Source organism: Nocardia sp. NPDC059228, assembly GCF_042754245.1.
In the GTDB taxonomy this organism is placed as follows: domain Bacteria; phylum Actinomycetota; class Actinomycetes; order Mycobacteriales; family Mycobacteriaceae; genus Nocardia.
In genome coordinates this window covers 1-16,681 of sequence record NZ_JBHZAL010000067.1, presented here as the reverse complement: position 1 = coordinate 16,681, position 16,681 = coordinate 1, and the positions used below count along the sequence as shown (strand labels likewise).

At 67.0% G+C, this 16,681-nt stretch carries 17 protein-coding genes and 2 pseudogenes; 6 read left to right on the top strand and 13 right to left on the bottom strand.

Going from position 1 to position 16,681, the window contains the following annotated elements; genetic code table 11:
* Positions 1 to 635: 635 nt before the first annotated feature.
* The gene (locus ACFXKA_RS41630; protein ID WP_379431705.1) at positions 636 to 1,598 is read left to right on the top strand and encodes an ATP-dependent DNA ligase; all 963 of its coding nucleotides are present in this window, start codon (positions 636 to 638) and stop codon (positions 1,596 to 1,598) included.
* 499 nt (positions 1,599 to 2,097) lie between these two features.
* Here ACFXKA_RS41630 and ACFXKA_RS41625 read toward each other — a convergent pair.
* The 7 genes and pseudogenes from ACFXKA_RS41625 to ACFXKA_RS41595 all read right to left on the bottom strand — a co-directional run.
* Positions 2,098 to 2,916, bottom strand: a pseudogene (locus tag ACFXKA_RS41625) (transposase); the annotation flags it as partial.
* An 802-nt stretch (positions 2,917 to 3,718) separates the two neighbouring features.
* Positions 3,719 to 4,198, bottom strand: a complete 480-nt coding sequence (locus ACFXKA_RS41620) for a hypothetical protein (RefSeq protein ID WP_379431704.1) — start codon at positions 4,196 to 4,198, stop codon at positions 3,719 to 3,721.
* A 409-nt stretch (positions 4,199 to 4,607) separates the two neighbouring features.
* Entirely contained in the window at positions 4,608 to 5,600 is a 993-nt protein-coding gene (locus ACFXKA_RS41615; protein WP_379431703.1) for a DUF1206 domain-containing protein, read from the bottom strand.
* 98 nt (positions 5,601 to 5,698) lie between these two features.
* The gene (locus ACFXKA_RS41610; RefSeq protein ID WP_379431702.1) at positions 5,699 to 6,001 is read right to left on the bottom strand and encodes a hypothetical protein; all 303 of its coding nucleotides are present in this window, start codon (positions 5,999 to 6,001) and stop codon (positions 5,699 to 5,701) included.
* 221 nt (positions 6,002 to 6,222) lie between these two features.
* Positions 6,223 to 6,447 (bottom strand): hypothetical protein, encoded by a 225-nt coding sequence (locus ACFXKA_RS41605; RefSeq protein ID WP_379431701.1) that lies wholly within the window; start codon positions 6,445 to 6,447, stop codon positions 6,223 to 6,225.
* 485 nt (positions 6,448 to 6,932) lie between these two features.
* Positions 6,933 to 7,568, bottom strand: coding sequence for a hypothetical protein (locus tag ACFXKA_RS41600; protein ID WP_379431700.1), 636 nt, complete (start codon positions 7,566 to 7,568; stop codon positions 6,933 to 6,935).
* 188 nt (positions 7,569 to 7,756) lie between these two features.
* Positions 7,757 to 8,398 carry a TetR/AcrR family transcriptional regulator gene (locus ACFXKA_RS41595; protein ID WP_379431699.1) on the bottom strand — a complete coding sequence of 214 codons (642 nt, stop codon included), beginning with the start codon at positions 8,396 to 8,398 and terminating at the stop codon, positions 7,757 to 7,759.
* Here ACFXKA_RS41595 and ACFXKA_RS41590 point away from each other — a divergent pair.
* Both ACFXKA_RS41590 and ACFXKA_RS41585 read left to right on the top strand, forming a co-directional pair.
* On the top strand, positions 8,391 to 9,452 hold the full coding sequence (locus ACFXKA_RS41590) for a zinc-binding dehydrogenase (protein WP_379431698.1): 1,062 nt from the start codon (positions 8,391 to 8,393) through the stop codon (positions 9,450 to 9,452). The two genes, ACFXKA_RS41595 and ACFXKA_RS41590, sit on opposite strands and share 8 nt — an antisense overlap.
* A 200-nt stretch (positions 9,453 to 9,652) precedes the next feature.
* Complete coding sequence (locus ACFXKA_RS41585; protein ID WP_379431697.1) at positions 9,653 to 10,567, top strand: hypothetical protein; 915 nt, start codon at positions 9,653 to 9,655, stop codon at positions 10,565 to 10,567.
* Positions 10,568 to 11,604: 1,037 nt separating this feature from the next.
* Here the strand turns inward: ACFXKA_RS41585 and ACFXKA_RS41580 are convergent.
* From ACFXKA_RS41580 to ACFXKA_RS41555, 6 genes are all read right to left on the bottom strand, one after another.
* The gene (locus ACFXKA_RS41580) at positions 11,605 to 12,306 is read right to left on the bottom strand and encodes a PAS and ANTAR domain-containing protein (protein WP_379431696.1); all 702 of its coding nucleotides are present in this window, start codon (positions 12,304 to 12,306) and stop codon (positions 11,605 to 11,607) included.
* Positions 12,303 to 12,488, bottom strand: coding sequence for a hypothetical protein (locus ACFXKA_RS41575; protein ID WP_354845861.1), 186 nt, complete (start codon positions 12,486 to 12,488; stop codon positions 12,303 to 12,305). The genes ACFXKA_RS41580 and ACFXKA_RS41575 overlap by 4 nt, the downstream gene beginning before the upstream one ends.
* A gap of 106 nt (positions 12,489 to 12,594) precedes the next feature.
* On the bottom strand, positions 12,595 to 12,978 hold the full coding sequence (locus ACFXKA_RS41570; protein ID WP_379431695.1) for a cold shock domain-containing protein: 384 nt from the start codon (positions 12,976 to 12,978) through the stop codon (positions 12,595 to 12,597).
* Positions 12,956 to 13,195, bottom strand: coding sequence for a hypothetical protein (locus tag ACFXKA_RS41565; protein WP_379431694.1), 240 nt, complete (start codon positions 13,193 to 13,195; stop codon positions 12,956 to 12,958). Before ACFXKA_RS41565 ends, ACFXKA_RS41570 begins: the two co-directional genes overlap by 23 nt.
* A 304-nt stretch (positions 13,196 to 13,499) precedes the next feature.
* A complete protein-coding gene (locus tag ACFXKA_RS41560) occupies positions 13,500 to 13,805 on the bottom strand; it encodes a hypothetical protein (RefSeq protein ID WP_379431693.1) in 306 nt (101 codons plus the stop codon).
* A gap of 37 nt (positions 13,806 to 13,842) precedes the next feature.
* Positions 13,843 to 14,265 (bottom strand): HSP20 family small heat-shock protein, encoded by a 423-nt coding sequence (locus ACFXKA_RS41555; protein ID WP_354845856.1) that lies wholly within the window; start codon positions 14,263 to 14,265, stop codon positions 13,843 to 13,845.
* 145 nt (positions 14,266 to 14,410) lie between these two features.
* On the opposite strand from ACFXKA_RS41555, the gene ACFXKA_RS41550 reads away from it, so the two are divergent.
* The 3 genes and pseudogenes from ACFXKA_RS41550 to ACFXKA_RS41540 all read left to right on the top strand — a co-directional run.
* Complete coding sequence (locus ACFXKA_RS41550; protein ID WP_379431692.1) at positions 14,411 to 14,767, top strand: MerR family transcriptional regulator; 357 nt, start codon at positions 14,411 to 14,413, stop codon at positions 14,765 to 14,767.
* A gap of 1,064 nt (positions 14,768 to 15,831) precedes the next feature.
* Positions 15,832 to 16,353 (top strand): hypothetical protein, encoded by a 522-nt coding sequence (locus ACFXKA_RS41545; protein WP_379431691.1) that lies wholly within the window; start codon positions 15,832 to 15,834, stop codon positions 16,351 to 16,353.
* A 5-nt stretch (positions 16,354 to 16,358) separates the two neighbouring features.
* Positions 16,359 to 16,681, top strand: a pseudogene (locus ACFXKA_RS41540) (cyclase); the annotation flags it as partial.

Genomic DNA, 16,681 nt, shown 5'->3' with positions numbered 1-16,681 from the left:
CCCTGCTGCCCATACCAGTGATTCCGCGGGCAGCTCGGCAGGAGAAGAAGAACCCATGACCGGATTATCGCGCCGGGATGCCGGCGCGCTCCACCGGGAATCGGCTCGGATGTAGCCTGCCGTTGACCTTGAATGCCTACGCTGGTGCAGGTCGGCCCCCTCTGCGGTGGCGTAGACCCCTCGGCATTGCCCTGGGCGTTCGTGGCGTTGCTCGCGCGTGGTCGCCCTCGGCGTACACCGCCGCCGCGAGTTGAGAATCCAGCCCGCCCGGTGAGACCAGGCGCCGGGCAGGGATTCGGAGGTGTGCCATGACAGCAACCCCACGCGAACCACGCAGCAACAGGCCCGTTCGCCGGCCGGGAAAACGGGCTACGACGGCACCCGCCATCACCCGCGATTCCGACGACGACGTGCCGGTGGTGTGCTGGCCCGAGCCGAGTCGGCTCGAATCGTGGTGGCACGCCGTGATGCATCCCGTCGCCGAGCCACCCGCACCCACATGAGAACTGGCTCGACCGGCGTGCATGGTTCCCGGCACGGACCGTACGACGAATTCCACCAGGGCTACCGGACGGGATTCCGGAGCATCACAATGATGCGACCGTTCGGTATCTTTCGGGGGTAGCGTTCGGTATATGGTGCGCCCTCCGGCGCCGATGCTCGCCACGGCCGGGCCCGCTCCCGCCGACGACGACACCCGGTACGCCTACGAATGGACCTACGACGGAATCCGCTGCCTGGCATGGATTTCCGACGGCGTGTGCCACCTGGTCAGCCGTAACGGCAACTCCCTCAACGCGGCCTTCCCCGAGATCTCCCACACCCTGGCATCGCTGGCCGCGGGCCGAGAGCTGACCCTCGACGGAGAGCTCGTGGCTCCGGACCGGGACGGGGTGCCGCGGTTCTCCCGGATCGGGCGCCGCGTGGGCGTGACGCGGCCGGGCCCGGCGCTGGTCCGGGCGGTGCCGGTGTGCCTGTATGTATTCGACCTGCTCGGTTTCGGCGGCCGTGACCTGCGGACGCTGACCTACCTGCAACGCCGTGAGCGCCTCGAGCGGTTGGGCCTGCCCTACGGCCATATCCTGCTCGCGCCGTCCTACCGCGACTTCCCGGTGTCGCGGATGCTCGAGGTCGCCGCGGAGCACGGTATCGAGGGCGTCATCGGCAAACGGATCGACAGCACCTATCGGTCCGGACGGTCGCAGGCGTGGCGCAAGCTCCCGCTGCGCCGGTGCACCGAGGTGGTGGTGGTCGGCTGGCTGGCCGGGCACACCAGCAGCGAGGTGTTCGGGTCCCTGCTCGTGGCCGCCCACGACCAGCGTGGACAACTGGTGCTGCTCGGGGCAGTCGGGACCGGGTTCAGCGACACCACGCGCCGGGTGCTGCAGCGCGAGCTGCTGGCGTTGGCCGTTGCCGCGCCGCCGGTCACCGGGGAGATCCCGTCGTCGATCGCGGCCACCGCGCACTGGGTCACCCCGCATCTGGTCGGTGATGTCGCCTATCGCGAGCGCACCGCCACCGGCCTGCGGCACCCGTCCTGGCGCGGACTGCGATTCGATCGCTCACCGGCGGAAATCTCGGTGCCCGAGTACAACTGACGTTCCGCCGCGCTGGCCATCGTTCTTCGAACAATGCGATCAGCGATCGCAAGCCCCGGCAGGGCTGTTCGACACGCTGGTATGACGCCATGCCGTCCGAGAGTGCTGGAGCGGCTGCGTTCGGCGTCGAAACCTCTACAGCGGCAATATCGTTTGCAAACGCACTGTCATGGCGCCCCTTTAGTCGAGACGTCGGTGTGGGTGTGGAGTTGGGCTGTTTGGCGGGTCCGGGATGTGGCTTGTCCAAAGGATCGGTGTGCGGGTTCAAGCCGGTCGCGCTGGAGTTGGTAGTCGTTCCCGATTGCCCTCCCGGGCCTGCTGATTCGCTTCTGTCTTGGTCCGCGACCATGCAGGCGAAGACGGCGTTCGACAGCCGCCGCTTCAACGCCCCAATGCTTCCATCGAGGTCTTGCCGGCCAGGCGTTTGCGGTCGTGTAGGCGCGGCCGTCGGTGCGATGCCGGAGTTGTACCACGGCCATGATGTGCAGCACCGGTTGATCTTGCGGTTGCCCGAGCGGGAAAGCCGATGCCGATGCTGGTCTCCGGAAGAGGCGTCCAGCGGTGCGGTGCCATTCCAAGAGGCGAACCGGTCTCGGGTCGCGAAGCGGTGGATGTCGCCGGTATCGGCCAAAAGCCTTGCCGCGCTGGATGGTCCGATCCCGTTCAAGTTCATCAGGGTGGAGCCGCGGTCGGTGATCAGGCCCCGCAATTCCTTGTCCGCGGCCTTGATCTTGCCGCCGATGAGCTCGAGCTCGTCGATCTGCTCGGTCACCAGCCGTTTCTGGACTCGTTCGACGGGCCCGTCGTCGGTGATCGAGACGAGCAATGCCCGCGCTTGGGTGGCGGAGAGGAACTTTTTCGTCCCGCCGGGCACCAGCTCCAGCAACAGCCGATGGACGCGGTTGGCGATCTGGGTGCGGGCACGGCCGAGCTCGTCACGACGATCGGCGAGCAGTCCCAACGCGATCAGTTCCGGATCGGTGGCAACCCTGCGCAGGTTCGGTGCCCGCAGCGCTGCCAGCGCGACCGAGTGCGCGTCGACGGGGTCGGTTTTGCGGCCGTTGTCGGTGGCGAAGACCCGCACCTGCGCCGACAGTTTCGCCGGCACGTCGATGACGGTTTCGTGGACCAGCCAGTGAGCCAGGTGCCGGCCGATGCCGTTGCAGCCCTCGATTGCCCATACCCGGTCGGTGAATCGTCGGGCGGTGGTGAGCATTTCGCTGTAGCCGGGCCTGTCGGTGCTGTATCTGCCGCTGGCCAGAACAGTCGCGGTGGGGTCGATGATTTCGATGGTGGCCGAGCGTTTGTGTGGATCCATCACGATGATGACGGTCATCGCCCGTTCCTCCCGATGCAGGTTTCGGTGTCCGTGCACGGGGGAGGGCACCGCTACTTCGAGCCAGGGCATGCCCCTTTTCAGCCACGCCCGCACGGCACCCGGCGGGAGGCAAGCCATGAGAGCCACACCGGTCACGCTGGCGGGCAGCCGAATTGGAGAACATCCCACCGGGCACCTGGACCAGACCCTGGCCAGGACCCAGCCCTACCACCATTGTCTAAGTAGCCGAATACCGCGCTGGCCGAAACGGCCAGCGCGGGGGCGTCGGCGGTCGGAACCCGCTGCGGCGCAGAACGTCCGCAACTGCCGAACGTCGTGCACGATCTTCAGCCCGACAGCGCCGCGGCGAGCCAAGCTCCGATTGCATCCCCGCGCGACCCTCCACGTCCTGGTTGATCACGGCTGAAATCTGTTGCCTCCGGCACCACCCACCGCCGTCGAAGGCCCCGACTCAGACCTCGTCGCGCGATAATCATGGGATGAGTCTGTCGAGCCTCCCGCCAGCCCCTGTGAGGCAGTCGCGCCGGTGGTCGAGCAGGCCACCGGGGTGTTGATGCGCATGTACGAGGATGTTCCGGGCGGAGATTCAGCAGACGCACTCACCCTCCGATTACCGGGCCTACCTGTCGTCCTGGCGCACTTCAACGTCCTGAAACAAGGTCGGCCGCCGAGCGCGTCGCGGTGCGAACAGCTTTCGTTATGACGCCGGTGATGAGGCGAGGCGGCGAGCGGTGGCCGTGCAGGTCGGGCCCGATGTCGCCCCCGGCCGCGGCGGGGCTGTTCAGTAGGATCCGAACCCTGAACTGCCGGTATTGAGTACGCGGTCCAGCATCCCGCATCCGGGCTGTTTGGGTCCGGTCGCCGGGGTGCTCCCGGGCGTAGCGGGTAGTACGTCGACGGTGACCGTCTTGGCGCCCTCCCCATCGTCAGCCGTGAGGACATGACGCCCGGCCGTTGTCGGGATCCACTCCATATCGGCTGTCGGCGTGTAGACCTCGACTTCCCCCGCGGTCCAGGTCCTCGCGCCGCCGATGCACTGACCATTGTCGTAGAAGGCCACATACCGCTGTCCGGCATGCGCCACGGTGAACGCCCTCATCCAGTAGGCGCCCCCGGCGTAGTAGTGATCCGCGGACGTCACCTCGAAATCCGTGACGGACGCACCCGCGGTCGGCGCTCCGGCCACGACCACAGCGGTCGCCGCCACCAACCCTGCTGTGCCCCAGCCGATTCGCCGGCCGGGGCGAGTATGCGCGATCATCTTCCTCCTGGGTCGATTGCCGAAACCCAGGCGCACGCTACCGTCCGGAAGTATTGAAACGTGATGATTTCAGTTAACTGGTTCGCCCCGAATTCCTTGGGCAACCCCACCCATCACTGGCTCCAGCTCGGCCCGGCTGCTGCGGGACTTGGGGCGAATCCAGAGGCAGGCCCGCAGCCGGGTGCGAACTATGAGGCTTCGGTCCACCTGTCATAGAGGCTTCGCGCAGCTCTAAGGCTCCTGAGTCTGATTCGGCTCAGTGTCCGGAAGACGATGCGATTCAACCTTTTTCATCGGAAGGTGGCTAGCCATCTCCACTGGTTGGGGCTCAGGTCGGGCTCATTGAGAGCACTGATCGCCAATAGCCGGTGCGGCAATTCTGGGTCGCGAATCCTCGGCTGGTATCCGGCTACATCTTCGTATACCGGGCCATAGCGAAGCTGTAGAGGCCGTAGGTGACGATGCCCAGGCCCGACACGATCAGGAGGGCCGTTCCGTAGGGTTGAGCTCCCACGGTTCTGAAGGCGCTGTCGAGTCCGGCGGCTTTGTCCGGCTCGGATCGACTCACGGCGAGAATCACCAGCAACCCGACCGCGGCGATGGCCAGCCCTTTGGCGATGTATCCGACCGTGCCCAACCTTCGTACGAGGTCGCTGGTAACGCCCTCGAGATCCTCGAGGAAGTTCTGGGTCACTCCTTTGTAGACGTGATAGCCGCCGATCGCGATGATGATCAGCCCGCCCGCGATGAGGGCGATCGTGCCGGCGGTGGTTTGCATCATGCGGGCGGTGATCCCCGTGCTCTGGCCGCTGCTGGACTTGCCACTGCCGCGGGCGAATCCGAACGCGGAGAGGGCGAAGGCGAAATAGACCACCGCCAGCCCAGCCGCCTTGACGCGATCGATCGCTTCGGATTTCCTACTGTCGGCGGCGGATTCGGACGAGCTGCCGAGTGCCGCTTCGGCGAGCCGCCACAGCGCCATCAGCCCGAAGGCGACGACGCACACCCACAGGGCGATGACGCCGCCCGGCTTGGCGGCCAGTTCCGCCATGGCTCCGGATTGGTCGGCGGTGCCGGCTGCGCCGCCGAGGGCGATTCGGATGGCGATGTAGCCGATGATCACGTGCACGATGCCGCTTACGACGAAGCCCGCGCGGGCTGATCGTTCGAAGAAACTGTTCTGGGCCACCCGGCCCGCGACCGAGGACGAGTTGTCGAACGACGCCGACGACGATCCGCCGGTAGACGAGGATGGGTTGTTGTCGGGCAATGGTCTCGCCTCCATTAGTGGTGGTGCGAGCTCCGCTGAAGGTGCGACGAGCGGCGTGTCTAGGAGCGCGGTCCAGAGGCCGACCCCGCGGCCGTGGACGTCTCCGGGAACCCACCCGATATCGGTAATCACAGGCGGTCCGTTGTGTGGTTTCGCCGCCCTGTCAGCGTAGCTCCGTCCTCCGCGCTGGTGATAGATGCGGGGCCGGATCAGCTTGGGCGACCGATCGCTCATTTTCCCAGTTCAGGGATGGTCGAGCGATGTTGGATGGGGAGAGCGCGAGGAGTCGAAAGATGAGCACCACCGTCGTGATTGTGATCATCATCGTCCCGGTTGTGGTCGTCGGGCAGTTCGGGAAAATACACGCTCACCACGGGCCTGTCGGTGTGGAAGCGGCGGGCCCGTTCCACGCAGCGTGCGGCTTGCTCGGCCCGATGGACCCGCTCGAGGATCCGCTCCTCATCGCCGTAACCGTCATCGAGGGGGATAGCGCAGCTGAAAGTAGAACCGAGCGATCTCAGGGTTGCGGTCATAGATCCAGTGGATCCATGCCGGGACCGCCGGCGCGGTCAGGGCCCGTTCGGCGAACCCGCTGCACGTGGACGAACAGCTTCGGTCGCGCGCCGACGCGGGAGCTTCCGCCATGCGTCGGAAAATCAACGGGCAGAGCGCCGTCCGGGCCGCCGGGCAACGCACGCTCATGCCGATGACGTGATGCTGATCGAGATCGGCAGGCGGCGGTCATCTTCGACACTCACTGGCTGGCGTCGGCGTCCTCACCTGAATGCCATCGGAACCACATGCAAGTGTCACCGACTCGAAAGCTGTCGCCGTTGTCGAATCTGCGTTCGGCCAGAAGTTTTCGCTTCTTCTCCGGAATCTGACGGTGCGGAGCCAGCAGGCTGACCAATTCGTCGTAGCGGGTGTTGATGCCGCCGAGACTCTGGATGGCTATCCTCCCCGGCCTCGCCTGCCTCACGGCGCAGTTCCCAGGCGATGTAGATTGCCCACCACTCGAGCTCCCAGGCCACAGCTTCTTCGCTCGCTGGCCAGACGTAGTACTCGTACATGTCGTCAGCGCGGTCGAAGGCCCAGCCGTCGTAATAGTGTGGCTGACCTCCGACATCGGCTAGCCCGGCCCGCGGCCAGTCATACCGTTCTGATTCGGTATACACACGCTCGAAGCCGTCCGCGATCAGGTCTGCTTCGTCCCAATCTCTACGCACGCACGAATGCTAAACCGGATCGAGACCTTCGCGCGGCGAGGAGCGCATCCGCCCATGCCGCGTCCCGCGCTGACCGAACCGGCCCCCGCGGCGTGGCGGAAGATCAACTGGCCGTGCCGATCCAATGCCCGCGGAACGTCCGCAACTGCCGAATTGAGGGCGTTCCGAGCAGGCGACCAAGAGGCAGTATTGATCGCAGCGGCGTGGTCCTTCCCCGTCGGCCCTACTACCGATCGTCTCACGGCCCGTCGACGTACCAGGCCAGCGCCGGTTCGACGGACTGCAGCAGACACCAGTCGAAGCGGGCACGGTAGGGACGTCTGCGCCCGGACTCCGGGTCGGCCGCCTCGAAGTCGATTCGGTTCCCGATCGAGCCGAGGTCGATGTCTTCTTCGAACGGACCCAGGCCGGAGCCCAGAAACTCCTCCTTCGTGCACGACCATGGGATCAAATCCTCAATCGAATCCAACCGCGGCACAGGCACTCCCGGCTTACGGAGCATTCGATGGAAGAGATGGCGAGGGCCCATCGCCCTGAACTCGAACTGCATGCCGGGCCAGAACGGCAAATCCCACCGCGCCGAGCGAATCTCCCGCTCGCCGTAACGTTCGACGTCTTCCGAATCCGGTGCGCCCCAAGCAGTTACATACTCGGCGATCGTCGTGAAGTTGTTCGTGGCGTCACAAAACCACCACCGCGCCTGCGCGACCGCAGTGTCGGCGCTAGTCGCACCGATTCGATCAAGCAGTCCCGCGGCCTGCGTCGGGGCGCTCTTGCACATCGGGTGAAGCATCGACAATTGGAAGTCATGCAGTGTCGTCACAGGTTCGCCGGCCATCTTGCCCTCCCCGTCGGCGCGATCGGAATCGAACATACCAGCTCACGGAAACAGGCTCTTCGAACCGATCAGGCATGGACCGAACGCACGCTATAGCCGCTTCCCGCGCTGACCGCAGCGGACAGCGCGTGGTGTCGGAAGATCAACTGGCCGTGCCGATCCGAGACCGGCAGAACGTCCGCAACTGCCGACGACCGGGCGTCGCTCTTCGGTCATCCTGTGATTCACCTGTCGGATTTGCGGCGGGGCGTCGCGGGCATCAATCGTGGTAGCGGTGGTAGCGGTGCGGACGCCGGTGAGGCTTGGAACGCTTGGATCATGAGGGCGGCGAAGCGGCGGGAGGCCGCGATTCGTGCAGCCGGTGTGCTGGCGTGGATGCCGTTGTTGGCCATGATCATGAGGATGAGGTCGTCGAGGCCGATATCGGGGCGCAGGCGGCCGGTGTCCTTGGCGCGCCGGATCAGTTCGGCTGCGCCGGTGAGTGAGGAGGTGCGGATCGCAGTGAAGTCCATCGCGTGCGGGTAGGCGGACATGAAGGCCGCGGTGAAGCCGTGGTCGCGGGCTTGCAGCTCGCAGAGCCTCTCGACGACGAGACAGAAGCCGTGCCAGGGATCCGGGTCGGCGAGCCCTTCGTCCACGAGGGTCCGGCAGGCGAGCATCTGATCGGTGAATGCCTCGGTGACCAGCATCTCCTTGGTCGGAAAATGGCGATAGAGGGTGGCGGGGCCGACCTCGGCGCGCCGGGCGATCTCCCGCATCGGCACGTCCAGGCCGTTGGCGACGAACATCGCGCGCGCCTCGTCGAGGATGCGTTCGCGGTTGTCACGGGCGTCGGATCGCAGGGCGTGAGGCAAACGAGTGGTCACCGCTCTCACTTTAGCTAAACGGACGGGGGTGTCCGTTACGGTCGGTTGGTCTGTCCCGATCGAACAGAACACGGAGAAACCGATGCATGCAGTGATGGTCACAGCGTTCGGAGGTCCCGAGGTCCTCGCGGTGGTCGATCTCCCCGACCCGAATCCGGCCGCCGGACAGGTGTTGATCACGACCGAGGCGATTGGCGTCGGCGGTGTCGACGCCCTGATCCGAAGTGGCGCGCTGGCCGCCTACGGCGCCACGCCCGGTCACATCCCCGGCCAGGAGGTTGCGGGCACCGTGACCGAGGTCGGCGAGGGTGTCGACACAGCGTGGATCGGTCGGCGCGTGTGGGCGTTCACGGGTGAGAGCGGTGGCTACACCGAGCGCGCCGTCGCCTCTGCCAAGACGCTCGTCCCCCTGCCGGAGACCATGTCGGCTGTCGACGCGGTGACACTCGGCAGCTCCGCAATGGTGGCCCACTTCGCTTTGCGCCATGCGCATTTCGCGCGCGGGGAGTCGGTGCTGGTGCGTGGCGCGGCCGGTGGCATCGGAGTCATGGCTGTCCAGCTCGCTGCTCGTGGCGGCGCCGGTGCAGTCGCGGTCACGACCTCATCGGCCGAGCGCGGCGATCGCCTGCGCAAGCTCGGCGCGACCCACGTGCTCGACCGCGCCGGCCGGGGTACAGAGAACGTTCCCGCGGGCTACGACGTCATCATCGATATCGCCGCAGGCGCGGATCTGCCGGCGTTTCTCGCCAGGCTCGAGCCGAACGGTCGCATGGTGGCCGTCGGCGTGATGGCAGGCATGCCACCGGCGGACTTCGGCGCGGAGATGGTCGCGGCCTTCAAGAAGTCGATGTCGTTCGCGACCTTCAGCGCCGACACCGTGCCCGCATCCGACCGACGCGCCGCGACCGCCGAACTGTTCGCCGCCGCGGCTCGCGGCGAGCTGGAAGCGGTTGTGCACGAGACGCTTTCCCTGGAACAAGCTGTGCTGGCGCACCAGAAAATGGAAACCGGCGAGGTGTTCGGCAGAATCGTGCTCACACCATCGGCGAGATAGGCGACACCGCCTCTCTCCGCAATATCAGCGCACGCACGTGCCGCTACCCGCGCGTTGTGCACTGCTGCAGGGCAGTTGGTTCTCGGTCGATCTGAGAGGTACCGGCGGCTGGACCGTCGCGGCCCGCTTCGGGCCGGCCAATCGCTGACCATGGCATCCTGCGGGGGCAGGTGGCGGGTGTGCCCGTAGGCTAGGGCGGCATGACGCTCGACCAGGTCGTGGCCGAACTCTACGGGCTCCCGCCCGCCGAGTTCGTGGCCGCCCGCACCGAGCACGTGCGGCAGGCCCGCGACGCCGGGGACAAGGCCCTGGCCGCCGCCATCGGCAAGCTCCGGCGGCCGACGGTCGCCGCGTGGGCGCTGAATCTGCTGTCTCGTGAGGCGAGCGATGATGTCCGCGCACTGCTGGAGGTGGGCGACGCCCTGCGCGATGCCCAGCGCCGACTGTCGGCCGAACAGCTGCGCGCCCTCACCACACAGCGGCAAAAAGTGGTCAACGCCGTCACCCGCAAGGCCGCCGAGCTGGCCGCGGGCCGGGGCCAGCGCCTGACCGAACCCGTCCTGCGCGATATCGGCGCGAGCCTGCAGGCGGCACTGGCGGATCAGTCGGTCGCCGACGGGCTCTGCGCCGGAACCCTCACCGCCGCGGCCACTTACGAGGGATTCGGCCCCGCCGCGCTGACCGCGGTTCCCAGTGATGGGCACAGCAGCTTCGGAACGCGCTCGACGACAGCCGATCCCACCGAGGATCGCGCTGAGAAATCGGCCGCGCGGACTCGTCGGCGCGCTGATCCCACGGCTGCCGACGGGCCGGCCCCCGATCCGCAGGCCGAGGTGCGGCGCGAGCTCGAGGAGATGCTCGCCGAAGTCGAATCCGCCCGCGCCGCTGTGACTTCCGCCCGATCCGACCACGACACCGCGGCCGCCGATCTCGCTGATCTCGACGACCGCATCGAAGCCCTGCGTGCCGAGCTGACCGAAGCCGAACACCGCCACCGATTCACGGCCGCCACCGAGCGTTCAGCTCGCGAGGCCCTGCAGCGTGCGCAGAAACACCTGGACAGTGTCGAACACCGCGTCGACCGTGTCCGCAAGCAATTGACTCCCGGCGTCTGAGCGGACCCATGCCGTATCGAGCGCGGCAGCGATCAACGCGCGCATTCCGTGGAGCATGAACCGCAGTGACCGCCATCCGGCCGGCCTGCTCGCCGAGCGGGGACAGGGCCCAGAACAGGTGCACCACATCGATAGCGGTGGCGTCCCCGCGCGTAGCGCTCGTCGTGCTCGTAGGCGCATTCCGGAGTCGGGTGGAACCCGTCGCTGTACGGGCACTGGACATGCTCGATCAGCGTATTGTGCACGCACCAGACAAGTAACACCATCCTGCATTGCCGCTGGTCGCGCTGACCGATACGGACAGCGCGGGGCAGGCGAAGATCAAGTGGTCCGGGCGGTCCGGCGCCGTCGAACGCACTGAACTGCCGATTTCAGTGCATGATTGGTCCCGGCCCACGGCAGCGATATCTAAACCGACATCGCTTGTGGCGATTCTCGATGGGTGCTCGGGTGTGGGTCGAAGTGCAGTTCGGGGTCGACTACCGGTGCGCCGCGCAGCATTTTGACGTCGTCGTGGTAACTCTGGGATGTCAACCAGGGCATGCGGTTGCCCGGGCGTGGTAAACGGTCGACGGCTCGCTGGACGTAGCGCCGGCGGGCCTGTGGGCCGGACACGATCGCCGTCTCAACAAGGTGCTGTTCCCGATCGTTCGGGCACTTGCCGAAAAGTTACAACCGCTGGCGCGCATCGCTAATCGCACCGCGCTCGGACGAACCGTAACCCTCGGCGCGTTCTCGGCACGTCCTTGGGCAGTACCGACCGACGTGGCCGACACTGCTATCGCGGCATTCGCCGGATCGTCAGGCCACACCGATCCAGCTGATGGGCAGCCGCATAGGAGAGCATCCCGCCGGGCACCTGGACCGAGTCCTGGCCGGGACCCGGCCCTACCCACCATTTTCTAAGAAGCTGCATACCGCGCTGGCCGAACCTACCAGCCGCAGCGCGCCGGCGGTTGGAACGTTTACACAAGATCGATTCTGCGGTGAGGATCGTGGTTCCTGCCAGACTGGTCGGATGAGCATCGGTATTAGTTTCAGGGTTCGAGGCCCTGTTCGACCGGCTCGCGGGGGGCGCGCTGCTGGTGCAGGGTCAGCAGCAGATGATCGAATTGCGAGCGTGTCGCCGGTGATATTCGGATGGTGGCGATCTCGCCGATCAGCCGGGCCGCCAGATCACGCACGCGGATGTTGGTTTCCTGCGACCGCCATACCAGTACCCGGAATGCTTGCTCGGCGCTGATGCCGTAGGCGAGCATCAGCGCTCCTTTGGCCTGCTCGATCACCACCCGGTGTTGGAGTATCTGCGGTAGCAGGTTATCGAGGATCGCGTGGGTTTGTGTGGCGTCGCGGTCGGTCAGGTCGATGTAGTAGCCCTCGGTGCCGACCACGGCGCCGGTGTCGTCGGTGATCGAGTCCGACACCACCACGACGTGGTGCTCGATGCCGTGGGTGTCGATGATGCGGTGGCGGCTGGAGAACGGGGCGTGGTCGTGCACCGAGGTGACCAGTGCCGCTTCCACTCGGTCGCGGTCATCGGGATGTTTGTGCGACAGCAGCAGTTCCGTGGTCGGGGTCACTTCGCCGGGCGTGTAGCCGTGCATGCGGGCCACCTCGTCGGACCACTCCCAGTGTTGGTCGGCGAAGTGGAACCGGAACCAGCCCGCGTGCAGTGCGTTGCCGGCGCCGACCACCTTCTCCACCGAGGCCGCCGCCTCACCGCCGTAGTGCTCGGTCATGGCCTCAGTGCCGCACCCGGCGGCTGGGTGGGAGCCATGATGGTGTTCCACCAGGATCGCAGGGGGCTGGGATCGGGCCAGTGCACCACCGGTGAGTCGCCGGAATCGGTTGCGGTGGTGAGCGTGTGGCACACGTCGAGGCGATGATCGGCGGGGGTATGCGGATGTGATCGGGGGGTCATGATGATCCTTGTGCTGGTGTGCTGGTGTGCTGGTGTGCTGGTCAGCGCGCGTGCTGCTCGCAGTGTCGGGATCGGGGCTGTCGGGTTGTCGCCGGCGAGAACCGGGTCATGACATGTGGTGGCGGCAGCGCGGCCGGCGTTGTCGCGCGCGGTGCGGGCGGTGCGACGGGATGGGTGGGGTGGTGTGAGCGCGGGTGTAGGGCACGACGCGGGTGGCTTCGGGGCCACGGCCGGTGTCGGCGGCGGTGAACACCACCGGCTGCCCGGCGAGCAGGGTTTTGAAGCCGGGGACGTCGATCACCTGGTAGTCGACGAACACCGCGGGACCGGCGTCGGGGGTCAGGAAGCCGAAACCCTTCTCGGTGTTGAACCAGGCGACCTGCCCGTGCTGCCAGCGCGGTCGTTCTGCCCCGCTGCTGGTGTGTGGGTCGCAGCGGGTGGTGTCAGCTCGGGTGGTGGGTGTGAGATCAGTCGGTGTTGCCGCAGTCATGGTCATAGTCGTCATCGAGGTCCAGCGGGGTGATCCAGGCTTGGTCGAAACGGTCGGCGATCGCGGCGGCGTCGAGGGCGGCGCGGATCCGTTCGGCCGGCGGGTGTAGCGCGGTGGTGTCGGGGCCGGCGTCGCGGTCGATGTCACGGACGAGAGCGTTCTGTTCGGCGCGGTCGAAGTCGCTGCCTGCCGGGACGAAGGTCGCGGTATTGGTCATGGCGGTCCCCTCCTCGGATGTCCATCGTGGGAGTCGATTCGGCGAAAGGGCCGGGTGAGCCCGGAAGCCCAGGGCTGACCGGGCTCACCCGTCGACGGAAGGAATCTGACGCAGTGTTGTGAATCCCGCGCGGGGCGGGAAGACGCGCCGTGCCTGCGATGCCACCTCGAGTGGCTGTGCACGCCCGTCCTGAGAGTCTCGGACCGGGGGATTGGTGCCGGTTGCAGGGTCGGGGGTCGGCGCGCCCCCGCCTTTCGCGCGGATCGGTTGTGCTCTTGGGGACAGGCATCACCTCCTGCAACGCTCACGATCTCGAATTCGGGACGACACCGCGCCCGGCCGCTGGGGGACCGCGCGGAGCCTGTGAGACCGGGCCCGGGCTGTGGCCGTGCAGGCGGGTGAGCCGCCCCGCGCGCGCCCGCCCGGACCGGCGCGACCGCAGCGCCGGCGCCGGGTTCGGGTCCGGACCTGAGCGCCGGGTGCGGGGCGCGGCAGCGCGCACGATGGCCTCGACCTCGGCGAACAATTCCTCGAGGTCGGGATCCAAGGCGAGCAGCCGCGCATCGGGCCACGAGGTTTCCGTGGCGCTGGTGCTGGTCGGTGCGGTCATCACCGGACCCCCATCGTCGCAGTGAGAGACCCGGGGGTCAGGCGTCGATGGCCTGGCGGTCGGGCTCGGCGCGGGTGATCTCGATCTTGCGGGGTTTGGCCTTCTCCGCGACCGGGATCGACAGGCGCAGTACCCCGTCGCGGTAGTCGGCGCGGATGGCGTCGGTGTCGAGATTGTCGCCCAGGAACAACTGTCGGGAGAACACGCCGCGGGTGCGTTCCGCGGCGATCATCGACCGCCCCGGATCCAGGTCCGGGCGCGAGGCCTTCACGGTCACCACATTGCGTTCGACATCCAGGTCGAGAGAGTCCGGGTCGATGCCGGGCAGGTCGAATTCGACGAAGAACTCCTCGCCGTCGCGCCAGGCATCCATCGGCATCACCGCCGGCCGTGCCGGCGTGCCGAACACCGCCTGCGTCAGGCGATCCAGGTCACGGAAGGGATCGGTACGCATCAGCATGGTCGCCACCTCCCATTCACTCCATTCTCGATCGAAGGGAACTCAGATAACTTGTGTCATCTGGCTGAGATTTGTTTTAGCACTCTGCTGAGGAGAGTGCAAGTGTGACGGTGAGGTAATCTGGGGAGCACGAGAGAGGAGTCCGATGCTGCCGGATCGACACGACCATCACCCGCCCCGTCACCGGCCCGGCCCGGGGCAGGCGGTGTACGGGATCTCGGTGGCCGCCGAGTTGGCCGGGATGGGAGCGCATTCGCTGCGTCTCTACGAGCAGCACGGGCTGCTGACCCCGGCCCGCAGCTCGGGCGGCACCCGCCGCTACAGCGACGACGACCTGGCGCGGCTGGCGCGTATCGCCGCCCTGGCCGGGCAGGGGATCAACCTGGTCGCGATCGCGCGGATCCTCGACCTCGAGGACGCCAACACCGCGCTGCGCGATACCAACGCCGCGCTCACCGCCGAACGCGACGAGCTCCGCGGCCACCACCGCGGCTGCTCGTGACCGCCATCGCGTACCGGCCACGAGGCCCGGTCACCAGGATCTGGTAGGCGGCCTCCCGGACCGCGGCACCGTCCATCACTATCTGCCCGCGCCGCTCCCGATTCATTAGCGGACGACTCTGACCAGCCCAGAGGTGCTCGACGCGGTACGACATCGCACGTGGGGTCGAGTGACTTCTCGCGGATCTGTTCCAAGTCGGAGACTCGCGCGGACAGTCTTCGAAACCTGTGGCCCGCCGCCGCAGTCTGTGGCCTGCAAGACAAGATCCGCCGACGCCTCGTCGCGCATAGCAACTGACATCCGATCCCCGCGGTCGGCAGCCCAGAGCAGTTGATCGTTTCCGAACGAGCGAAAGCGCGGAACCGCGGAAATCTGCGAGTTGCTCGGGAGGCCAGCATGGCCAGGCGCAGGCGCCGGTATTCGCCGCTGGGGGTGACGCGCTGGGATTCGGAGCGGTCCAGCAACTCCCCACGCCGCCTGGGCGCGCACCACCACGCGGTTGCGCATTTGTCGGTGGGTGTTGCCCGCCCCCGGTGTGCGCATCGAGCGCGCAGGTCCGGGCAGGGTGGGCGGGCAACACCCTCGCGGTGTTCTCGGCTTGGATCCGAATACGCACCGATCATCGGTCTACACGCTGAGGGGCCCGTCGATCACCGGACCTTGGGCGGGATGCCCAGCCGGACCGGGTGGGCCGTTCTTGCAAGGCCGGCCGTGTGTGGTCCAACGGACCTGCATGTCACGGGAGTTCCGGCGCAATGATCTCCAACCCGCCTCCATCGCCGGTGGCGGGCTATCAGCCTGCCTGGGCAGAACTCTGACCGTCTGGGCGCGCTGACCTATCCGCAATTGTGCGTGGTGGCCCGCACTCGGCATGGTGGGCGCAAAATCACCGCCAACATCGGATCGTCACGTGACGCCAGATTCGATGGGTGGTTGCCGGGTATACGCCGAGCATGGCCATTCGCACTATGGCCTGATCCCACTCATCAAGGTGTCGTCGCTCGACCTCGAACAACCTGGGGCCGTATCGGTGCTGCCGCAGTCGAGCAAGCAAGGAGTAGGCCATGAAAGGTGGCACAAGAATTGCGTTAGGGGCGGGCATCGGTTACGTGCTGGGACGCAGGCGCAAGATGCGTTTTGCGTTGTCGCTGGCGGCTGCGGCGATGGTGCGGCGGAACACGGGGATGACCGGGGAACTGCTCGAGCGCGGGACTTCGTTACTGAAATCGTCTCCGGAGCTGGCGCAGCTCACCGACACGGTGCGCGGGGAGTTGCTGGGTGCGGTCCGGTCGGCCGCGGTGACTGCCACGAGCAACCGTCTCGATGCGCTCAATACCCGGCTGCAGCAGGGTTCGACGCCCGGGGCGGACAGGGGCCCAGACGAGCGTGAAACGGATTCCTACGAAGAAGACGAAGGCGACGAGCGCAGGGGGCCCGCCGCGCGTGCGCGAGCAGGTAGCCGGGAAACGAGCTCTGGAAGCTCGCAGCGTCGCTCCGGTTCCACCGGCGGTAAGTCGGTCTCCTCGGCCCGAGGCCGTGCCCGCGCCGATGTCGGCGAAGCGCCTGTGCGCCGCGCGCGGAGGTGAGCGCGATGCCGAAGTCCAACGGACACCGCAAGGAGACCGCCCACACCATCGGCCAGCTCGCCGATACCGTGAGCCGTGCCGGGGCGCAAATCGCTGATACCGCGAGCCGTGCTGGGGCGACTGCGGGGAAAACCGTCACTGCATCTGCCCCGACGGGTGTGCTGCAGCAATCGGCGCAGAACCTTGCCGGGACCCTGGCCGAACGCGCGGTAGCCGGGTTGTCGGACCGGGCGTCGCGAACCGCGGAGCGGCTCACCGACTACGCAGAGGGTAGCGGAGGCAATCTGCTGGCGGCGGTGACCGGGGTGGAGAAACTGGCCGGGGGCGC

Bases quoted from the DNA above. Each gene is read 5' to 3' on its own strand.
- ACFXKA_RS41630 (WP_379431705.1), top strand. From the start codon at position 636: ATGGTGCGCCCTCCGGCGCCGATGCTCGCCACGGCCGGGCCCGCTCCC.
- ACFXKA_RS41620 (WP_379431704.1), bottom strand. From the start codon at position 4,198: ATGATCGCGCATACTCGCCCCGGCCGGCGAATCGGCTGGGGCACAGCA.
- ACFXKA_RS41610 (WP_379431702.1), bottom strand. From the start codon at position 6,001: ATGACCGCAACCCTGAGATCGCTCGGTTCTACTTTCAGCTGCGCTATC.
- ACFXKA_RS41600 (WP_379431700.1), bottom strand. From the start codon at position 7,568: ATGTTCGATTCCGATCGCGCCGACGGGGAGGGCAAGATGGCCGGCGAA.
- ACFXKA_RS41585 (WP_379431697.1), top strand. From the start codon at position 9,653: ATGACGCTCGACCAGGTCGTGGCCGAACTCTACGGGCTCCCGCCCGCC.
- ACFXKA_RS41580 (WP_379431696.1), bottom strand. From the start codon at position 12,306: ATGACCGAGCACTACGGCGGTGAGGCGGCGGCCTCGGTGGAGAAGGTG.
- ACFXKA_RS41575 (WP_354845861.1), bottom strand. From the start codon at position 12,488: ATGACCCCCCGATCACATCCGCATACCCCCGCCGATCATCGCCTCGAC.
- ACFXKA_RS41570 (WP_379431695.1), bottom strand. From the start codon at position 12,978: ATGACTGCGGCAACACCGACTGATCTCACACCCACCACCCGAGCTGAC.
- ACFXKA_RS41565 (WP_379431694.1), bottom strand. From the start codon at position 13,195: ATGACCAATACCGCGACCTTCGTCCCGGCAGGCAGCGACTTCGACCGC.
- ACFXKA_RS41560 (WP_379431693.1), bottom strand. From the start codon at position 13,805: ATGACCGCACCGACCAGCACCAGCGCCACGGAAACCTCGTGGCCCGAT.
- ACFXKA_RS41555 (WP_354845856.1), bottom strand. From the start codon at position 14,265: ATGCTGATGCGTACCGATCCCTTCCGTGACCTGGATCGCCTGACGCAG.
- ACFXKA_RS41550 (WP_379431692.1), top strand. From the start codon at position 14,411: ATGCTGCCGGATCGACACGACCATCACCCGCCCCGTCACCGGCCCGGC.
- ACFXKA_RS41545 (WP_379431691.1), top strand. From the start codon at position 15,832: ATGAAAGGTGGCACAAGAATTGCGTTAGGGGCGGGCATCGGTTACGTG.